13 protein-coding genes are annotated in these 15036 nt (G+C 65.8%); 4 read left to right on the top strand and 9 right to left on the bottom strand.

Annotation, left to right across the window (positions count from 1 at the left end):
• The first annotated feature begins 1 nt into the window (after window position 1).
• Window positions 2-2533: an ABC transporter permease gene (locus BLU39_RS06440; RefSeq protein ID WP_092711125.1), complete on the top strand. Its 2532-nt coding sequence runs from the start codon at window positions 2-4 to the stop codon at window positions 2531-2533.
• On the opposite strand, the gene BLU39_RS06435 is transcribed toward BLU39_RS06440, so the two are convergent.
• Both BLU39_RS06435 and BLU39_RS06430 read right to left on the bottom strand, forming a co-directional pair.
• On the bottom strand, window positions 2530-3537 hold the full coding sequence (locus BLU39_RS06435; RefSeq protein WP_092711123.1) for a response regulator: 1008 nt from the start codon (window positions 3535-3537) through the stop codon (window positions 2530-2532). The genes BLU39_RS06440 and BLU39_RS06435 overlap by 4 nt on opposite strands.
• 3 nt (window positions 3538-3540) lie before the next feature.
• Entirely contained in the window at window positions 3541-4881 is a 1341-nt protein-coding gene (locus BLU39_RS06430; RefSeq protein WP_254788902.1) for a sensor histidine kinase, read from the bottom strand.
• A 131-nt stretch (window positions 4882-5012) separates the two neighbouring features.
• On the opposite strand from BLU39_RS06430, the gene cqsA reads away from it, so the two are divergent.
• A complete protein-coding gene (gene cqsA / locus BLU39_RS06425) occupies window positions 5013-6257 on the top strand; it encodes an alpha-hydroxyketone-type quorum-sensing autoinducer synthase (RefSeq protein ID WP_092711121.1) in 1245 nt (414 codons plus the stop codon).
• Window positions 6258-6260: 3 nt separating this feature from the next.
• Here the strand turns inward: cqsA and BLU39_RS06420 are convergent, their stop codons facing one another.
• From BLU39_RS06420 to BLU39_RS06410, 3 genes are read right to left on the bottom strand one after another with little or no spacing between them, the layout of a single operon-like run.
• Window positions 6261-6728 (bottom strand): MarR family winged helix-turn-helix transcriptional regulator, encoded by a 468-nt coding sequence (locus BLU39_RS06420; protein ID WP_092711119.1) that lies wholly within the window; start codon window positions 6726-6728, stop codon window positions 6261-6263.
• Window positions 6729-6785: 57 nt separating this feature from the next.
• Window positions 6786-7133 carry a GIY-YIG nuclease family protein gene (locus BLU39_RS06415; RefSeq protein ID WP_092711117.1) on the bottom strand — a complete coding sequence of 116 codons (348 nt, stop codon included), beginning with the start codon at window positions 7131-7133 and terminating at the stop codon, window positions 6786-6788.
• A 12-nt stretch (window positions 7134-7145) separates the two neighbouring features.
• Window positions 7146-8411 carry an MFS transporter gene (locus tag BLU39_RS06410; RefSeq protein WP_092711115.1) on the bottom strand — a complete coding sequence of 422 codons (1266 nt, stop codon included), beginning with the start codon at window positions 8409-8411 and terminating at the stop codon, window positions 7146-7148.
• A 113-nt stretch (window positions 8412-8524) separates the two neighbouring features.
• Here BLU39_RS06410 and BLU39_RS06405 point away from each other — a divergent pair, with 113 nt between their 5' ends.
• Window positions 8525-8920 carry a group II truncated hemoglobin gene (locus BLU39_RS06405; RefSeq protein ID WP_092711350.1) on the top strand — a complete coding sequence of 132 codons (396 nt, stop codon included), beginning with the start codon at window positions 8525-8527 and terminating at the stop codon, window positions 8918-8920.
• 5 nt (window positions 8921-8925) lie between these two features.
• The gene (gene rmuC / locus BLU39_RS06400; RefSeq protein WP_092711113.1) at window positions 8926-10287 is read left to right on the top strand and encodes a DNA recombination protein RmuC; all 1362 of its coding nucleotides are present in this window, start codon (window positions 8926-8928) and stop codon (window positions 10285-10287) included.
• Between the two features lie 27 nt (window positions 10288-10314).
• On the opposite strand, the gene BLU39_RS06395 is transcribed toward rmuC, so the two are convergent.
• From BLU39_RS06395 to glp, 4 genes are all read right to left on the bottom strand, one after another.
• The gene (locus BLU39_RS06395; protein ID WP_092711111.1) at window positions 10315-10761 is read right to left on the bottom strand and encodes a hypothetical protein; all 447 of its coding nucleotides are present in this window, start codon (window positions 10759-10761) and stop codon (window positions 10315-10317) included.
• Between the two features lie 403 nt (window positions 10762-11164).
• A complete protein-coding gene (locus tag BLU39_RS06385; protein ID WP_139178182.1) occupies window positions 11165-12082 on the bottom strand; it encodes an MHFG family PEP-CTERM protein in 918 nt (305 codons plus the stop codon).
• A 301-nt stretch (window positions 12083-12383) separates the two neighbouring features.
• Complete coding sequence (locus tag BLU39_RS06380) at window positions 12384-13166, bottom strand: hypothetical protein (RefSeq protein ID WP_092711105.1); 783 nt, start codon at window positions 13164-13166, stop codon at window positions 12384-12386.
• Window positions 13163-15010, bottom strand: coding sequence for a molybdopterin molybdotransferase MoeA (gene glp / locus BLU39_RS06375; protein ID WP_254788901.1), 1848 nt, complete (start codon window positions 15008-15010; stop codon window positions 13163-13165). Before glp ends, BLU39_RS06380 begins: the two co-directional genes overlap by 4 nt.
• Between the last annotated feature and the right edge of the window lie 26 nt (window positions 15011-15036).

Genomic DNA, 15036 nt, shown 5'->3' with positions numbered 1-15036 from the left:
CATGTTCCGCCTTTCCCTGAAAATGACCGGCCGCGACTGGCGCGCCGGGCAACTGCGTTTCCTGCTCGTCGCGCTGATCGTCGCCGTGGCGGCTTTGTCCGCCGTCGGCTTCTTCGTCGACCGCCTGCGCGCGGGCCTGAACCGCGATGCGCACCAGCTGCTGGGGGCCGACCTCGTCATCAACGCCGACCAGCCCGTCAATGCCGCGTGGCGCGCCGAGGCGCAGAAGCGCGGGTTCATCCTGGCCGACACGGTGACGTTTCCCAGCATGGCGCAGGCGGGCGAGGGCGAGCAATCGCTGTCGCAACTGGCGTCCATCAAGGCCGTCTCGCCCGGCTACCCGCAGCGGGGCAAGCTGAAAATCACGACCAGCGCCAGCGAAGCGCAGGATGCCGTGGGCCGGCCCACGGACCAGGTGCCGGCGCCCGGCACCGTATGGGTCGATGCGGCGATCCTGTCCAGCCTGAACGCGAAGCTGGGCGACACCCTGACCCTGGGCGACAAGGCATTTACCGTCACGCAACTGATCGCCAGTGAACCGGACCGCGGCGCGTCCTTTTTGAACTTCGCGCCCCGCGTGATGCTGCCCTTGGGCGACCTGGCCGCCACGGCGCTGGTGCAGAACGGCTCGCGCGTGTCGTACCGGCTGCTGCTGTCGGCGCCACCGGCCAAGGCCGCCGAGCTTGCGCAATATCAAGCCAAGCTGGAAAGCCAGATCAAGACGCAGGCCATCAAGGGCGTGCGCATCGAGTCGCTGGAATCGGGCAGCCCGCAAATGCAATCGACCCTGGACCGCGCCGACCGTTTCCTGTCCCTCGTCGGCTTGCTGTCGGCCATGCTGGCCGCCGTCGCCGTGGCCATGGCCGCGCGCCGCTTCATGCTGCGCCACCTGGACGCCTGCGCCATGCTGCGCTGCCTGGGCCTGACACAAAACCAGGTCACGGCCATGTACGTGATCGAATTCCTGCTCGTCGGGCTGGCCGGCAGCGTCGTCGGCGTGGTGGTAGGCTTCGGCGGCCACCTGGTGCTGCTCGAGTTGCTGGGAAAACTGGTGCAAAGCGACTTGCCGCCCGTTTCCATGCTGCCCGCCTTGCAGGGCGTGGCCACCGGCATGCTGCTCTTGCTGGGTTTTGCCCTGCCGCCGATTTTGCAGTTGCGCAATGTGCCCCATAACCGCGTGATCCGCCGCGAACAGGAGCCGCCGCAGGCGCTGGCCGTGGCCACGTATGGCCTCGGCATCGCCGCCTTCGTCGTGCTGCTCTTGTGGCAGGCGGGCGACGTGAAACTGGCGCTGCTGACGGCGGCCGGCTTCCTCGGCGGCTTCGCCCTGTTCGCGCTGGCCGGCTGGCTGGGCATCAAGTCGCTGAAAACCCTGCGCGGCGCTTTCAAGCACCAGGGCTGGCGCTTTGCCGTCACGTCCTTGCAGCGCCGTCCGGGCGCCACCGTCATCCAGGTCGTGTCGCTGGCCTTGGGCCTGATGGCCTTGCTGCTGCTGACGGTGGTGCGCGGCGACTTGATGGTGGCCTGGCGCAACGCCACGCCGCCCGATGCGCCGAACCGCTTCATGATCAATATTCTGCCGGAACAGAAAGACCCGATCGCCGCGCGCCTGGCCAAGGCCGGCGTGGCCGATGCCCCCTTGTATCCGATGATACGGGGGCGCCTGGTGGCCGTGAACGGCAACGCGATCACGGAAACCACCTACGAGGATGACCGTGCCAAGGGCCTGGCCGACCGCGAGTTCAACCTGTCGACGATGTCCACCATGCAGGAAGAAAACAAGCTGGTGGCCGGCAAGTGGTTCAGCAACGCAGCGGGCGCGCCTGCCGAAGCGTCGGTGGAAGAGGGCATCGCCAAGACCCTGAAGCTGAAACTGGGCGACAAGCTGCGCTTCGACATCGCCGGCCAGCCCGTGGAAGCGGCCATTACCAGTTTGCGCAAGCTGGAATGGGGCTCGATGCGCGTCAATTTCTTTGTCATCATCAATCCGGCCGCCATGGCGGACACGCCGCAGACGTGGATCACGGCCTTCCACTTGCCGGCCGCGCAGGCGGACCTGGGGAATGCTTTGCTGCGCGACTATCCGAACCTGACGGTGGTCGACGTGGGGGGCGTATTGAAACAGATCCAGGGCGTGCTGGACCAGGTGGTGACGGCCGTCGAATTCCTGTTCGCGTTTACTTTGGCGTCGGGCTTGCTGGTGCTGTATGCGGCCCTGATGGGTTCGCAGGACGAGCGCACGCGCGAAGCGGGATTGCTGCGCGCGCTGGGCGCCACGCGGCGCCAACTGGCGCAGGCGCAGCTGATCGAATTCTCGCTCGTCGGCGCCCTGGCCGGCTTGCTGGCGGCATCGGGCGCGGCCGCCATGGGCTGGGCCCTGGCGACCTACCAGTTCAAGTTCGCCTGGAGCTTCGCGCCCGGCGTGTGGGCATTCGGCCTGCTGGCCGGCGCCCTGTGCGCGATCGCCGGCGGCTGGCTGGGCTTGCGCAATGTCTTGAAACATCCGCCGTTGCAAACCTTGAGGGAAGGCTAAGCACTGACGCTGTCGCCCGCCCCCGCGCGCAAGAATTGCGCATAGGACATGACCGGTTGCCCCAGCTGGTGCGCCGGCACGTCGAACAGGGCCCAGAAGTACGTCACGCGGCCCAGGCAGATGGTGGGCGCGGCGCAGTAGCGGAACCAGTTCTCGCCGATCTGCGCCGCGTACATGCCGTCGCTGTCGGCGTCGGAAAAGTAGGGGATCACGCGCATTTCCAGCAGGGCCAGCAGCAGGGATTCTGGCGCGTCGCTGTCGCGCGCCATTTCGTACTGCGTGTGCAGGCTGCGTTCCGTCTCGATGATCATCAGCTTGGCGTGGCCGTCGCGCGTGAAGAACAGGATGCCGCTGGGATTGGGGAAAATATAGTATTCGACAAAGCCATGGCGCTGGCACAGCTCGTGCACGACGGCGGCCAGCGCTTCGTCTTGCAGGAAACTGTAGTCGTGCAGCATCAGCAAGTCGCGCACGGTGTCCGTCTGCTGCATAAAGAATTCGCGCTGCAGGGCATGGATTTCCTGTTCCAGGATGTCGAGCGCATCGTCGTCGCTCTTCTTGATGTAGCGGTCGATCAAGCCCCGGTTGAAGGCCGTCACGGCCACCTTTTCATCGGCCGCCCCCGTAAATAAAATCTTCTTGCACGGCAGGTCGCGCACGGCCTGGCAGAATTCCAGGCCATTCATCTGCGGCATCGAATAATCGACCACCAGCACGGAGGGCATGGCAAAGCGCTGCGCCTGGCCGCTGATGCGCCAGATGCGTTCGATGTCGAGCGCCACGTTGCACTGGTCGGGCGGCAGGTTTTGCGTGTCGAAGTTGACGTGCAGGGGCGTCTCGCCCGGCTGCGTGCTCTGGCGCAGCCAGTGCAGCGCGCTGCTCGTGTCGTGGAACGTCTTGCGCGCCAGGCAGGGATCGAGCTGGAACGCCAGGCTTTTCAGGAAGGAATCGCTGTCGTCGATCAATACGGTCAGGGTCGGATGTGTGTAGACGGGCAGTTGCATGCGTCACCTCGCGCGGTGGATGGATGGAAAACGGCTGTGCGTGGGCACGGGCAGGGGCTGGGGAAATTCCAGCACGAAGATGGCGTAGGCGCCTTCGCGCGCGACGCAGCGGATGCGCGCCTGCCAGGCTTGCATGATTTGCCGGCACAGGGCCAGGCCGATGCCGCTGCCGTTGTGCGAGGGATAGGAATAGAAGCGGTCGAAGATCAGCGGCAGGCGGCTGGTGGCGATGCCGCAGCCCGTGTCGATGAACAGCACGCGCGGCACAGGATGGGCGCCATCGATGATGATGCGCACGCGCCCCTTGCCGGCGCGGTGGATGCTTTTCAAGGCATTGCGCAGCAGGTTCAGCAGGATCACCACGCACAGTTCCGACTGGCCGGGAAACGTGAAATCGGCGCGCACGTCGACCTTGACGATGTCGCGCTGGGCCGTGCTGGTAAACGGATAGCGGCGCAGCACGGCCGCCACGCTGTCGTGCATGGCCACGGCTTCGTTGGCTTCGAGCTTGCGGTTGACGGCGCTGGCGCTGAGCAGGAACAGGTCGATCATGTGGTGCATGTGCCGCACTTCAAACTGGATGCGCGCCAGCGCTTCCCGGCTGGCCGCGTCCGGCGGCTGGCCTTGCAGGTTGCGCTGCAGCCCGCGCACATTCGCCTCGACGCTGACGAGGGGCGTGCGCAATTCGTGCGCCACGCTGCCCAGTCCGGCCGCCAGCCCGGCCAGTTTCTCTTGCGCGCCCACGTTGCGCCCCACCTTGACCACGGATAGCACGGCAATCGTGAACCAGTGCACGGGCAATTGTTCCAAGACGTCTCGGTTGAGCAGGAAGGCGGGATCGCCGGCCACGGCAAACGTCAGGCAGGCCAGCAAGGTGCCGCTCAGGTAGGCCAGCATGGCGATGCGCGTATCGAAATGAAACAGCACGACCAGCGCCACCAGCAGCGAATGCATCCACATGGGCGAGGCGTGATTCATCAGGAACATGTACGTGAAGAAAAACGGCAGTTCGAAGGTCAGTCCCAGGAACAGGTAGACGCTGAACCAGGTATTGCTGAAGCGGTCAGGCCATAGCGCGGGCAGGAACAGCAGGGCCGCCACGGTGCGCAGCAGCGGCGGTTCGTATTCTTGTGGAAAGAAATAATGCCATAGCGCGTAGTACAGGGGCATGCCCAGCGCACCGATGAGCGCCAGCGTACGCACCTGGGCGCGCCGCGCGGGCGTGTGTTCGATGGCGTCGTGGAAATGCAGGAAAGGCTGGAGCAGCTTGCCTTGCCACTGTTTTCCGGAAGGGGACTGCGCATGCATCATGGTCAGGGGGGCGTGTTCGTTGAGGCGGGTCAATACACCATGATCGGCGGGTTCCCTCTGTATCTGCACAATATCGACATAACTGTTGAGCTGTATCAAACACTTGCCGGATGGCTCGCGCATGTTGGACGCGGTAGTTCCCTCGCAACCAATCAGGAGTTCTTATGTTAAACGCCATTTCCCCCCTGCAATCCCCCGCCGTCCGCGCCGAACAAATGATGCCCGCCTTTGTGTGTGCGCGCATGGATGAACATTACGTCGAGCGCATTGAAAAGCTGCTCGGCGGCCAGCACTTGCATGAATGGCAAGCCATGCCAGCCCGTGCGGTCATGCTGGCAGGTAATGATTACCTGAACATCGCCGGCGAGGCGGCCCTGCTGGCGGCCCAGGCGCGCGTCTTGCAGGGCGGCGGCGCGATGCTGATGTCGTCCGTATTCCTGCAGGAAGGCAGCCGCCAGCACCGGCTCGAACAAAAATTCGCGGACTATCTGGGCAGCGAAGCGTGCGTGCTGGCGCAGTCGGGCTGGGCCGCCAACGTGGGCTTGCTGCAAAGCCTGGCCGGGCCCGGCATCCCCGTGTACCTCGACATGCAGGCCCATGCGTCGCTGTGGGAGGGCGTGCAATCGGCGCAAGCCGTGCCTGTTGCTTTTCTGCACAACGATGGCGCCCATTTGCAGCGCCAGCTCGACAAGCATGGCCCCGGCATCATCGTCGTCGATGCGCTGTACAGCACGAATGGCAGCGTGGCGCCGCTGCTGGAGATGGTGGACATCGCCGAGCGCAGCGGCAGCATGCTGATCGTCGACGAGTCGCACTCGCTGGGCACCCACGGCCCGCAAGGCGCGGGCCTGGTGGTGGAGCTGGGCCTGGCCGAGCGCGTGCATTTCCGCACGGCGTCGCTGGCCAAGGCGTTTGCGGGCCGGGCCGGGCTGATCACCTGTTCGGCCCGCTTCAAGGGGTATTTTTTGTCCGCCTCGCGGCCCGCCATCTTCAGCTCCTGCCTGCTCGAACACGAGCTGGCGTGGTTCGATGCGGCGCTCGACTTCATCCGCGTCGCCGACGTCCGCCGCGCCGCCTTGCGCCGCCACAGCGTGCAGCTGCGCCAGGGACTGATGGATCTGGGCTACAACGTCAGCGACGGGACCGAGCAGATCATCGCGCTGGAAGCGGGCAGCGAACCCGATACCTTAATTTTGCGCAAGGCGCTGGAACGGCATGGCATTTATGGCGCCGTGTTCTGCGCGCCAGCCACGCCGAAAAACCGTTCGCTGGTGCGGCTGACCCTGAATGCGGGCTTGCGCGAGGACGAGTGCGCCAGAGTGCTGGCCGCCTGCGCCGCGATCCGCGACGAGACGAGCATGGCGCGCTGGCCATCGACGCGGCGTTTGCGCAAGCTGGCGCTGGTGTAAACGTCAGGCCTGGCCAGGCAGGTTGCCGGCGATGCCGTTCAATAGCAGGGACAGGGGCGCCAGCTGTTCCGCGCTGGCATTGCCCAGCAATTCCTGGCCCAGCGCCTGCGCTGTCGTATTCGCGTGCGCCAGCAATGCCAGTCCCGCCTCGGTGATGGCGGCGTAGCCGACGCGGGCATCGCGCGCATCGGCCTGGCGCGCCACGAGGCCGATTTTTTCCAGCGGCATCAGCGAGCGCGTGATGCCCGAGGCCGTCAGCGCCAGGCGCTCGGCCAGGTCGATGCGGCGCAGGCGTCCGCCGGGCGCCCGCTGCAAGTGGTACAGCAATTGATAATCGCCAAAGCTCAGGCCATGCAGATTGCCCAGGGTGCTGTCGAAGCGGCGCACCAGCATGGCCTGGGCGCGCGCCAGGCGCAGGCAAAAGTCCAGCGCGCTGCCGCCGTCCGGCGGCGGGGAAGTGTGATCGGTCATGACGTCCTTTTCATTTGCTGCGTGGTGCGTGAGTGCGCAAGTGTAAAGCATGGGCGCTCAATAGCGTGGCTGCCCCCGCTCCTGCAGTTGTTCCAGGTGCAGTGCCAGCAGGGCATCCAGCTCGGCATCCGCATCGAAAGCGGGATCGGCCGATGGCATGACGGTGTCGATGATGTCGAAGCGGAAAGCCGCCTCGCCGTCGCGCCGCCAGTCCGCCTGCAGGCGCGCATTGCGGTGCGAGCCCAGCGCGAGTTCGAAACGGTGGCGGTTCAGCGCGCCGGGCGCGTTGCGGCTGCGTTCGAGCAGGGTGCATCCGCTGGGCACATGTCGCAGCGCGATGATGCCCAGCGCGGGCGCTTGTTGCCGGTAAGCTGCTTTCAGGGCGGCTTGCTGTGTTTTATCCATGGTGCGGTTTCCTCAAGTTTGGGTGACGTGGTCGGTGCTTGCGATGCGCGCAATGTTCGTGCACAGGGCGGCGGCGATGGCGGCGGCCAGCAGCAGGGCGCCGCCGGCGCAGAAGAGTTCGCCCACGCTCAGGTGGCGCAGCAGCGCGCCCGTGGCCGCCGCCGACAGGGGCGCCAGTCCCAGGAAGATACCCATGAACACGGCCATCGCCCGGCCCAGCATGGCGGGCGCCACGCGCCGCTGTATCCAGGTAAAGATGGCCACCTGCACGTAGCCGCCCAGCAATCCCGTGACGGCCAGCAAGGCCGCGCCCTGCCAGGCGGTATCGATTTGGCCCAGCGCCATCAGCAGCAAGCCCACGACCGCATCGACGAGCAGCAGGGTGGCGCCGAAGCGGCGGCGCAGCCAGGCGCCGCCCAGGCTGGACGCCAGCATGCCGGCCAGGGTGCCGGCGCCGTGCGCGCCCATCAATAAACCGAGCGCCGGGGCGCCGTGCAGGCGTTCGCTGGCCAGCACGGGCAAGGCCACTTGCAACGGACCCATGACGAAGAAGGCCACCACGGCCCAGTAGGCATAGCAGCTGCGCAAGGCCATGTCGCGCCACACCATGGCCAGGCCCGCCGCCATGTCGCGCCACATGCCCTGCGCCGCCGCGGCCGCCGGTGGCCGCAGGCTGACTTGCCGCAAGGTCCAGGCGGAAAACAGAAACGTCAGCGCATCGATGGCAAAGGCGGCGGCCAGCGCCGCCATGCCGGTTTGTTGCCCGCCATCGTGGGCGCCGAGCACGAGCGCCGCCAGCAAGGGGCCGGCCAGCAAGGACAGCTGTCGTGCGCCCATCTGCAGGCTGTTGGCCGTCTGCAGTGTTTGCAGCGGCACGGCTTGCGGCAGGATGGCCGTGCCGGCGGGAATGGCGAAGGCGGACGCGATACCCAGCGCCAGCGCGGCCGCATACGCGAGCGCCAGGCTGGCCTGGTCCAGCATCAGCAGGCCGGACAGCGCCAGCAGGATGGCGGCGTTCGCATATTTACTCAGCAGCAGCACGCGCCGGGGCGAGTAACGGTCGGCGACGGTGCCGCCCAACAAGATGAGCACGGCGCGCGGCGCACCCATCAGGGCCACGGCGATGCCCAGGCTCAGGCTATCGTTTGTCAGGCTCAGCACGAGCCAGGGCAGGGCCAGCATGCTGAACTGGTCGCCCAGCATGGACACGAGGCCGCCACCGAGCAGCCAGCGGAAGTTGGTATTGCGTAGCAAAGGAGGTTGGGCGGTGGTTGACATGCTGTTTTATCTCTCGTTAAAAATTGCATGGTATTTGATAAAAGCTTGATTAGTCAAGTATATCGCCATTTATTGTGGCAGAGAGCGCCGGCGCTTGCGCTATCATGGCGGCCATGACTGATACCACTGCCCCCACCCTGTACGAGACCATCGGCGGCGCCTCCGTGCTGCGCGAAATGGTCGACCGTTTTTATGACTTGATGGAGCTCGAGCACGAGTTCGCCGGCATCCGCGTCATGCATCCGCCGTCGACGGACGGCTCGCGCGACAAGCTGTATTTCTTTTTGACAGGCTGGATGGGCGGACCGGATTTGTATATCGAGAAATTCGGCCACCCGCGCCTGCGCGCCCGTCACTTGCCGTATGCCATCGGCACCAGCGAGCGCGACCAGTGGCTGCGCGCCATGGCCTGGGCCATGGAAGACACGGGCATCGAAGAGTCCTTGCGCGTGCGCCTGATGGAATCGTTCTATCAGACGGCCGACTGGATGCGCAACAAACCTGACTGACACCCATGAGCCCAATCGAGTTTTACAGCCTGCTGGGCGCCGCCATCGTCGCCATCGTCCTGTTGCTATTGATCTTGCTGCGCCCCCGTGGCGCGGCCGGCGATGGCGCCACCACCCTGGCCTTGGTGCAGCAGCACCAGCAGCAAAGCCTGGAACGCATCGACCGGGTCGAACGCGAGGTGCGGCTGCAGCTGCAGGCGTCGGCGCAAGCGACGCGGCAAGACCTGGCGGCCGGCCTGGCGCAATTCCAGGCGGCCACCCTGCAGCAGCTCGACAGCCTGCGCACGCAGATGCAGGCGCAGGGCAAGGTCGGGCGCGAAGAACAGGCGCAAAGCCTGGCGCGCTTTGCCGAGAGTACCAATCAAACTTTGGCGCAGCTGACGGAATCGAATGCGCAGCGCATGCTGGAAGTGCGCGCCACGCTCGAGAACAAGATCCGCGACTTGCAGGCCGACAATGGCGCGCGCCTGGAAGAGATGCGCAAGACGGTCGACGAGAAACTGCACGCGACCCTGGAAACGCGCCTGTCCGCCTCGTTCCAGCAAGTGTCGGAGCGGCTGGAAAAAGTCCACCAGGGCCTCGGCGAGATGCAGCAGCTGGCGCTGGGCGTGGGCGATTTGAAGCGGGTGCTCACCAACGTCAAGACGCGCGGGACTTGGGGCGAGGTGCAGCTGGAAATGCTGCTGGAGCAGGTACTCACTGTCGACCAGTACGCCAAGAACGTGGAAACGGTGCCGGGCAGCGGCGCGCGCGTGGAATTCGCCTTGAAACTGCCGGGCATGGTCGACGGCGGACCGCCCGTGTGGATGCCGATAGACGCGAAATTCCCCAAGGAACAGTACGAGCGCCTGGTCGAGGCGGCCGAGCGGGCCGATGCCGATGGCGTGGCCCTGGCCGGCCGCGAGCTGGAGCGGGCCGTGCGCGGTGAAGCGAAAACCATCGCCGAGAAATACCTGGCGCCGCCGCTGACCACTGACTTTGCCATCCTGTTCCTGCCTACGGAAGGGCTGTATGCGGAAGTGCTGCGCCGCCCGGGGCTGGCCGACGAATTGCAGCGCGTGCACCGGGTCAGCATCGCGGGGCCATCCACCCTGACGGCTTTGCTCAACAGCCTGCAGATGGGTTTCCGCACCCTGGCGCTGGAAAAGCGCTCGTCCGAAGTGTGGCAGGTGCTGGGCGCCGTGAAGACGGAATTCGGCAAGTTCGGCGAGGTGCTGTCGCAAACCCGGCTGACCCTGGAAAAGGCGGCGAAAAATATCGAAAGCGCGGAAGTGCGCAGCCGGCAGATGGCGCGCAAATTGAAATCCGTGGAAGCCTTGCCGGGCGAGGCGGCCGCCTTGCTGCTGGGTAAGGCGGACGCCGAATAGCGCTGCCTCGTTCGCCGCAGCGGCCGGCTAAGTCTGCTGGTCTTGCTGTTCCTGCGCCATCTGATGGTTGACTAGTTCAGCGGTGATGCTGCCCGGCGCATCGAGTTCGCGCTGTGCCAGCGCGCGCATGGCGTCATTTGCCAGGCCGGCTGGCAAGGCGGCGCACAGTGCGTCCGCCTCGGCGGTTTGTCCCTGTCCGCGCAGTATGGCAGCGGCGATCAGCACGTCTTTTACCAGATTCATCAACTCCGCCGCCAGGCGCGGCGGCGTGTCCGGCGCAGGAAACAGGGGCAGGCTGGCGGACAGGGCATTGACCATATCGAGGTGTTCCAGCGGGGCGCGGTGATAACGCTGCGCCAGCGCGAAATTGCCCGCTTCGACGACGGCTGGCAAGGCTTGCCAGGCGTACTGGCGCGCCAGTTCGGGGGGCGCATGTGTCCAGCTGGGCGAACAGCTCGGCGGTGGAGCGGGCATCGCCGAGCGTGTCGTTCATTTTGGCGATGAGCGAGAAGCGCGACCTGCGGCCAAACGTGTTGCCTGCCTGCGGCGCGCGGCTGTCGTGGCGGCCGAAATCATGCTGGCCCGACAGCAGCAACTGGATTTGCGCATCACGCTCCGCCTGCAGGGCGGCGTACGCCGGCGCGTATGCCTCGGCCAAAAACTTCCACTCCAGCATGATCATGAAATAGCTCGACCTCGCCGGATTCAGGGTTTGCCCGGCCTCGGCGAACAGCTGTTGCAGCAGCGGCAGCGCTTCCGCATGCCGGCCCTCGTTGCGCAGTGCAATGAGACGTGTCGAACGGCTATCGATGTCGGGCATGGCGGTCCTTGTCTGGAATGCACCATAGTAACAAGTCCTCACACGGCTGGCTACGCCTCAGGCGGCATGCTTGCCGGCACGGTTTTTTCTGGCACCGAAGGCCAGAAACGCCAGTCCTGCCAGCAGCATGCCCCAGGTTTGCGGTTCCGGCACGGCCGGCAAGACTGTCGGGCCGGTGGGCGGCAAGGTGGGGATGATCACCGTGGGCGGCACGATGATGCTGCTGCCCTGGTCTGGCGGCATGCCGCCACCGCCACCGCCGCCGCTTCCGCCGCCGAATCCGGCCGGCGGCGTGATGCTGCCGACGGTACGCACGTGATCGAAGGGCAGGAAGGGAATGCTGGTCACTGCGGGCGGCATGGTGCCGCCCGTGAAAGAACCGCCGCGCAAGGCGTCGGGATTGTCGATCACGGGCACGCCTGCCGCTTCCGGCGCGGCGGGCACGGCGGCGACGGGTGCCGCACCGCCGGGCGCGGCACCGGCCGCCGGCGGCGCCGATGCGGGCGCCTGCGTGATACGGCTGACGTTGCGGCAAATCGTCGGCACGAGGATGCACTGACCCTGCACGCAATACACGAGTCCCCTTTCCTGCATCTGCTCGCTCCAGCCCGCGCGCGTGACATTGCGGCAGACACGGCCCGGGCCGAAATGCATGTCGCTGATGCGCGCGTTGTAATTGCCCTTGCCGCGGATGGCGTCGCGGCTGATCACGACGATCTCATCGTACTGGCGCGTGCGCATGCGCTCCTTCAATTGTTCGCGCACGGGCGGCGCGATATCCGTATAGCGGTCCACGGCCGCGACCACGTCACCCATGAACGGGTCGACGCCGGGACGGTTCCAGTTGCAGTTGTCGAGCACGTCGGCGCGCGCGATGCCTTTCGCGCTGGCGGGCACGGGCGCCAGGGACAAGGTGGCAAGCAGGCATGCCGCACCCAGCAAGCTGACTCCCGCGATCCAAGAGCTGTGTCTCATTCTTAGTTTCCTCGTGAAAACAATATCAAAATTGAACTTTTTATGTGAGTCCGAATGTTATCACCGAAGAAACTTCAATATCAACTAATAAATAAAATTATTACAATTAGTGTTGTGTTTATTGATCTGTTGTAAGTGGAAATGGTTAATATTTTTATCTCGATGGGCAAGCGCCTGCCGCGCAGGGAAAATTTGTGCAAAGGGGAAATGCAAACGGCCCGCGCAGGGCGGGCCGGTGGGAATGAGGTGAAGGTGAGGCGGGCGCGCCGTCGGCAGGCGGCGGTGAGGCCGGAAATGCGTGTTAGATGCGGTCTGGACAGGCTTGCGTATCGAAGGCGGGATAGCCAACGGCGGGCAGCTTGTGCAGCCACGTGCGCATCAAGGTGCGCGCGCCTTGTGCATCGTACTGTCGCCCTTGTTGCAAATCTGCGGCGAGGGTGTCCAGTTCCGCGCAGATGGATTGCTTGCCGGACTGGGCCGCCAGCAGCGACGCCAGCAGTTCTGGCAGCACCTCAGCCGCAGGCGCCGCCTGGCGCGTGGCCCGGTAGTGCAGCCAGTAGCGCTCGGCGACGTCGCCATCAAAGCTGGGGAGGAAGCCGAACATGGCGTCATCGTGGCGCAAGCGGTACACAGTGGGGAAGTAATGCGGACCCGTCAGTTCGCCAGGGAAGAGGTCGCGTCGCAGGACGTCGATGGCCAGCGATCCGTTGCGCTCCACGCGCACGGGACTGGGCGAATCGTACTGGTCGACGCTGGCCATGGAGAGTGAGCTGCCTTGCGTGAAGATGATCTTCTGCGTGTAATGGCGTCCGCCCAGGTGGCCGCACAGGGCCATGTAGCGATCATTAATGGCGGTCACGGCCGCAACGTTGCCGCAGCCGGGGCGCAAAGGCGTGTTTTCCTGCCACACGAGCGCCTGGTCGGCGGTGCGCACGAGGCGGATGCCGCCCACAGTTTCGCCGTGCAAGTCGCCTGGCGCCGTTTCGATGCGTTCGTCGAAGCGCACCGTGTAGCCATTGCTGCGGACTTCGCCTGCATATGCCGTCATGCCCTGCAGCAGGGCCATTACCAGCAGCAGTTTCATATCAATCCATGGAACAGCACGACGTCGACCAGGTCGCCGGCCGCCACGTGGCCCTGCGCTTCATGCAGCACGATCATGCAATTGGCTTGCGTCATCGAGCGCAGGATGCCCGAGCCTTGCGCGCCCGTCACGCGCACGTGCTGGCGTCCGTCCGCGCCCCGTTCGACGATGCCGCGCTGGTATTCCGTGCGGCCCCGTTTCTTGCGGATGGGCGCTTGCGCCGCCACCTGCAGCAGCGGCAGGGTGGATGTGTCCGCATTGGCGCCCATCAGACGCAGCAGGGTGGGGCGGGCGAGAAAATAAAACGCGGCCATCACGGCCACGGGGTTGCCGGGCAGGCCCAGCAGCAATGCCGTGTCGCCGTCACTGGCTATCCGGCCAAAGGCCATGGGGCGCCCCGGGCGCATGTTGATGTGCCAGAAAGCCACTTCACCGAGGCGGGCGAGGATCTCGCGCGTAAAATCGGCCGCGCCGCTGGACACGCCGCCCGAGGTGACGATGACGTCGGCCTGGGCGCAGGCGCCGCGCAGGGCCGCTTCCAGCGCTTGCGGATTATCCTTGACGATGCCCATGTCGAGCACTTCGCAGCCCAAACGGGTCAGCATGCCCAGCAGGGTGTAGCGGTTGCTGTCGTAGATGCAGCCGGCGTCGAGCGGCTCGCCGATCGAGCGCAACTCGTCGCCCGTGGAAAAGAAGGCCACGCGCAGGCGGCGGCGCACGGGCACCGTGGCGATGCCCAGCGAGGCCAGCAGCCCCAGCTCGGCCGGTCCGAGTAGTTTGCCCTGCAGCAGCGCAGGCTGGCCCTGCATCAAGTCTTCGCCCTTGAAGCGGCGGTTGTCGCCGGGGCGGATGCAGTCGGGCGCGATGGTGATGCTGTGCTCGCTGGCTTGCCGCACCAGTTCCTGCGGCACGACGCTGTCGCAGCCATCGGGCATGACGGCGCCCGTCATGATGCGCGCGCATTGCCCGCGCCGCACGTTGACCGTGCCGGGACGTCCGGCCAGGATGGTGTCGACCACGGCCAGGGTCAACGGCACGCTACCGCCCAGGTCGGCCCCGTGCAGCGCATAGCCATCCATGGCGGAATTGTCGTGCGCGGGCACGCTGATGGGCGAGATGATGTCGGCCGCCAGGATGCGCTCGAACGCTTGCGGCAGCGGCAGTTCCTCGATCTCGGCGACGGGCGCGACCGTGTCGGCCAGGATGGCTTGCGCCATCGGCACGCTCAATCCCTGCGCCTGCAGGGCGGCCAGTTCGTCCGGGGTGTTGATGTTGCCGAACGCGGCGCCGTCCTCGAACAGTACTTCGGCCAGTCTCAAGGGACCGTGCCAGGTGCGCATGCGGCGCTCGCCGGCGCGCAGATACGAGTCCAACTGGGGCAGGGCCGAGGTTTTTACCAGGCAAAAGACGGGGTGCGGGCGGCGCACGGCCAAGCCCGTCGCCGGGTCGATCTCCTCGGTGACTGCGATGGCCAGGTCGGCATCGCCGTCGATCAAACCGGCCGCCAGGCGCGCCGCCAGGTCGGGTGGCAGCAATGGCGAATCGCAGGGCACCGTCAGCAGGTAGGGCGTGCCGGCGTGCCGCATGCCGCTGTGTAAACCAGCCAGCGGGCCCAGCTGGCCCGGCAGCGCATCGGGCCACACGGGCAGGCCGAAGCGCGCGTACTCGCCCGCATCGGCGTGGACGCTGATGGCCAGCTGGCCCACTTGCGGCGCCAGGCGCTGCAGCACGTGGCGCGCCAGGGGCTGGCCATGCAGTGGCAGCATGCCCTTGTCGCGCTGGCCCATGCGCGTGCCGAGGCCGCCGGCCAGGATCAGGCCGGTAATGTCGTGTTTGTTGATCATGTCAGGTAGGAAAATTGGTGCATGCG

Origin of the sequence: Janthinobacterium sp. OK676, assembly GCF_900103595.1 — a bacterium.
In the GTDB taxonomy this organism is placed as follows: domain Bacteria; phylum Pseudomonadota; class Gammaproteobacteria; order Burkholderiales; family Burkholderiaceae_D; genus Janthinobacterium.
Note: the sequence above shows the minus strand (reverse complement) of the source record. Positions and strands in the feature narration are given on the sequence as shown.

What these genes read in the sequence shown, in the direction of transcription:
- BLU39_RS06420 (WP_092711119.1), bottom strand. Translation starts at nt 6,728, where the DNA reads ATGACCGATCACACTTCCCCGCCGCCGGACGGCGGCAGCGCGCTGGAC.
- BLU39_RS06405 (WP_092711350.1), top strand. Translation starts at nt 8,525, where the DNA reads ATGACTGATACCACTGCCCCCACCCTGTACGAGACCATCGGCGGCGCC.
- BLU39_RS06385 (WP_139178182.1), bottom strand. Translation starts at nt 12,082, where the DNA reads ATGAGACACAGCTCTTGGATCGCGGGAGTCAGCTTGCTGGGTGCGGCA.
- BLU39_RS06380 (WP_092711105.1), bottom strand. Translation starts at nt 13,166, where the DNA reads ATGAAACTGCTGCTGGTAATGGCCCTGCTGCAGGGCATGACGGCATAT.
- BLU39_RS06395 (WP_092711111.1), bottom strand. Translation starts at nt 10,761, where the DNA reads ATGCCCGCTCCACCGCCGAGCTGTTCGCCCAGCTGGACACATGCGCCC.
- rmuC (WP_092711113.1), top strand. Translation starts at nt 8,926, where the DNA reads ATGAGCCCAATCGAGTTTTACAGCCTGCTGGGCGCCGCCATCGTCGCC.
- BLU39_RS06440 (WP_092711125.1), top strand. Translation starts at nt 2, where the DNA reads ATGTTCCGCCTTTCCCTGAAAATGACCGGCCGCGACTGGCGCGCCGGG.
- glp (WP_254788901.1), bottom strand. Translation starts at nt 15,010, where the DNA reads ATGATCAACAAACACGACATTACCGGCCTGATCCTGGCCGGCGGCCTC.
- BLU39_RS06410 (WP_092711115.1), bottom strand. Translation starts at nt 8,411, where the DNA reads ATGTCAACCACCGCCCAACCTCCTTTGCTACGCAATACCAACTTCCGC.
- BLU39_RS06415 (WP_092711117.1), bottom strand. Translation starts at nt 7,133, where the DNA reads ATGGATAAAACACAGCAAGCCGCCCTGAAAGCAGCTTACCGGCAACAA.
- BLU39_RS06435 (WP_092711123.1), bottom strand. Translation starts at nt 3,537, where the DNA reads ATGCAACTGCCCGTCTACACACATCCGACCCTGACCGTATTGATCGAC.
- cqsA (WP_092711121.1), top strand. Translation starts at nt 5,013, where the DNA reads ATGTTAAACGCCATTTCCCCCCTGCAATCCCCCGCCGTCCGCGCCGAA.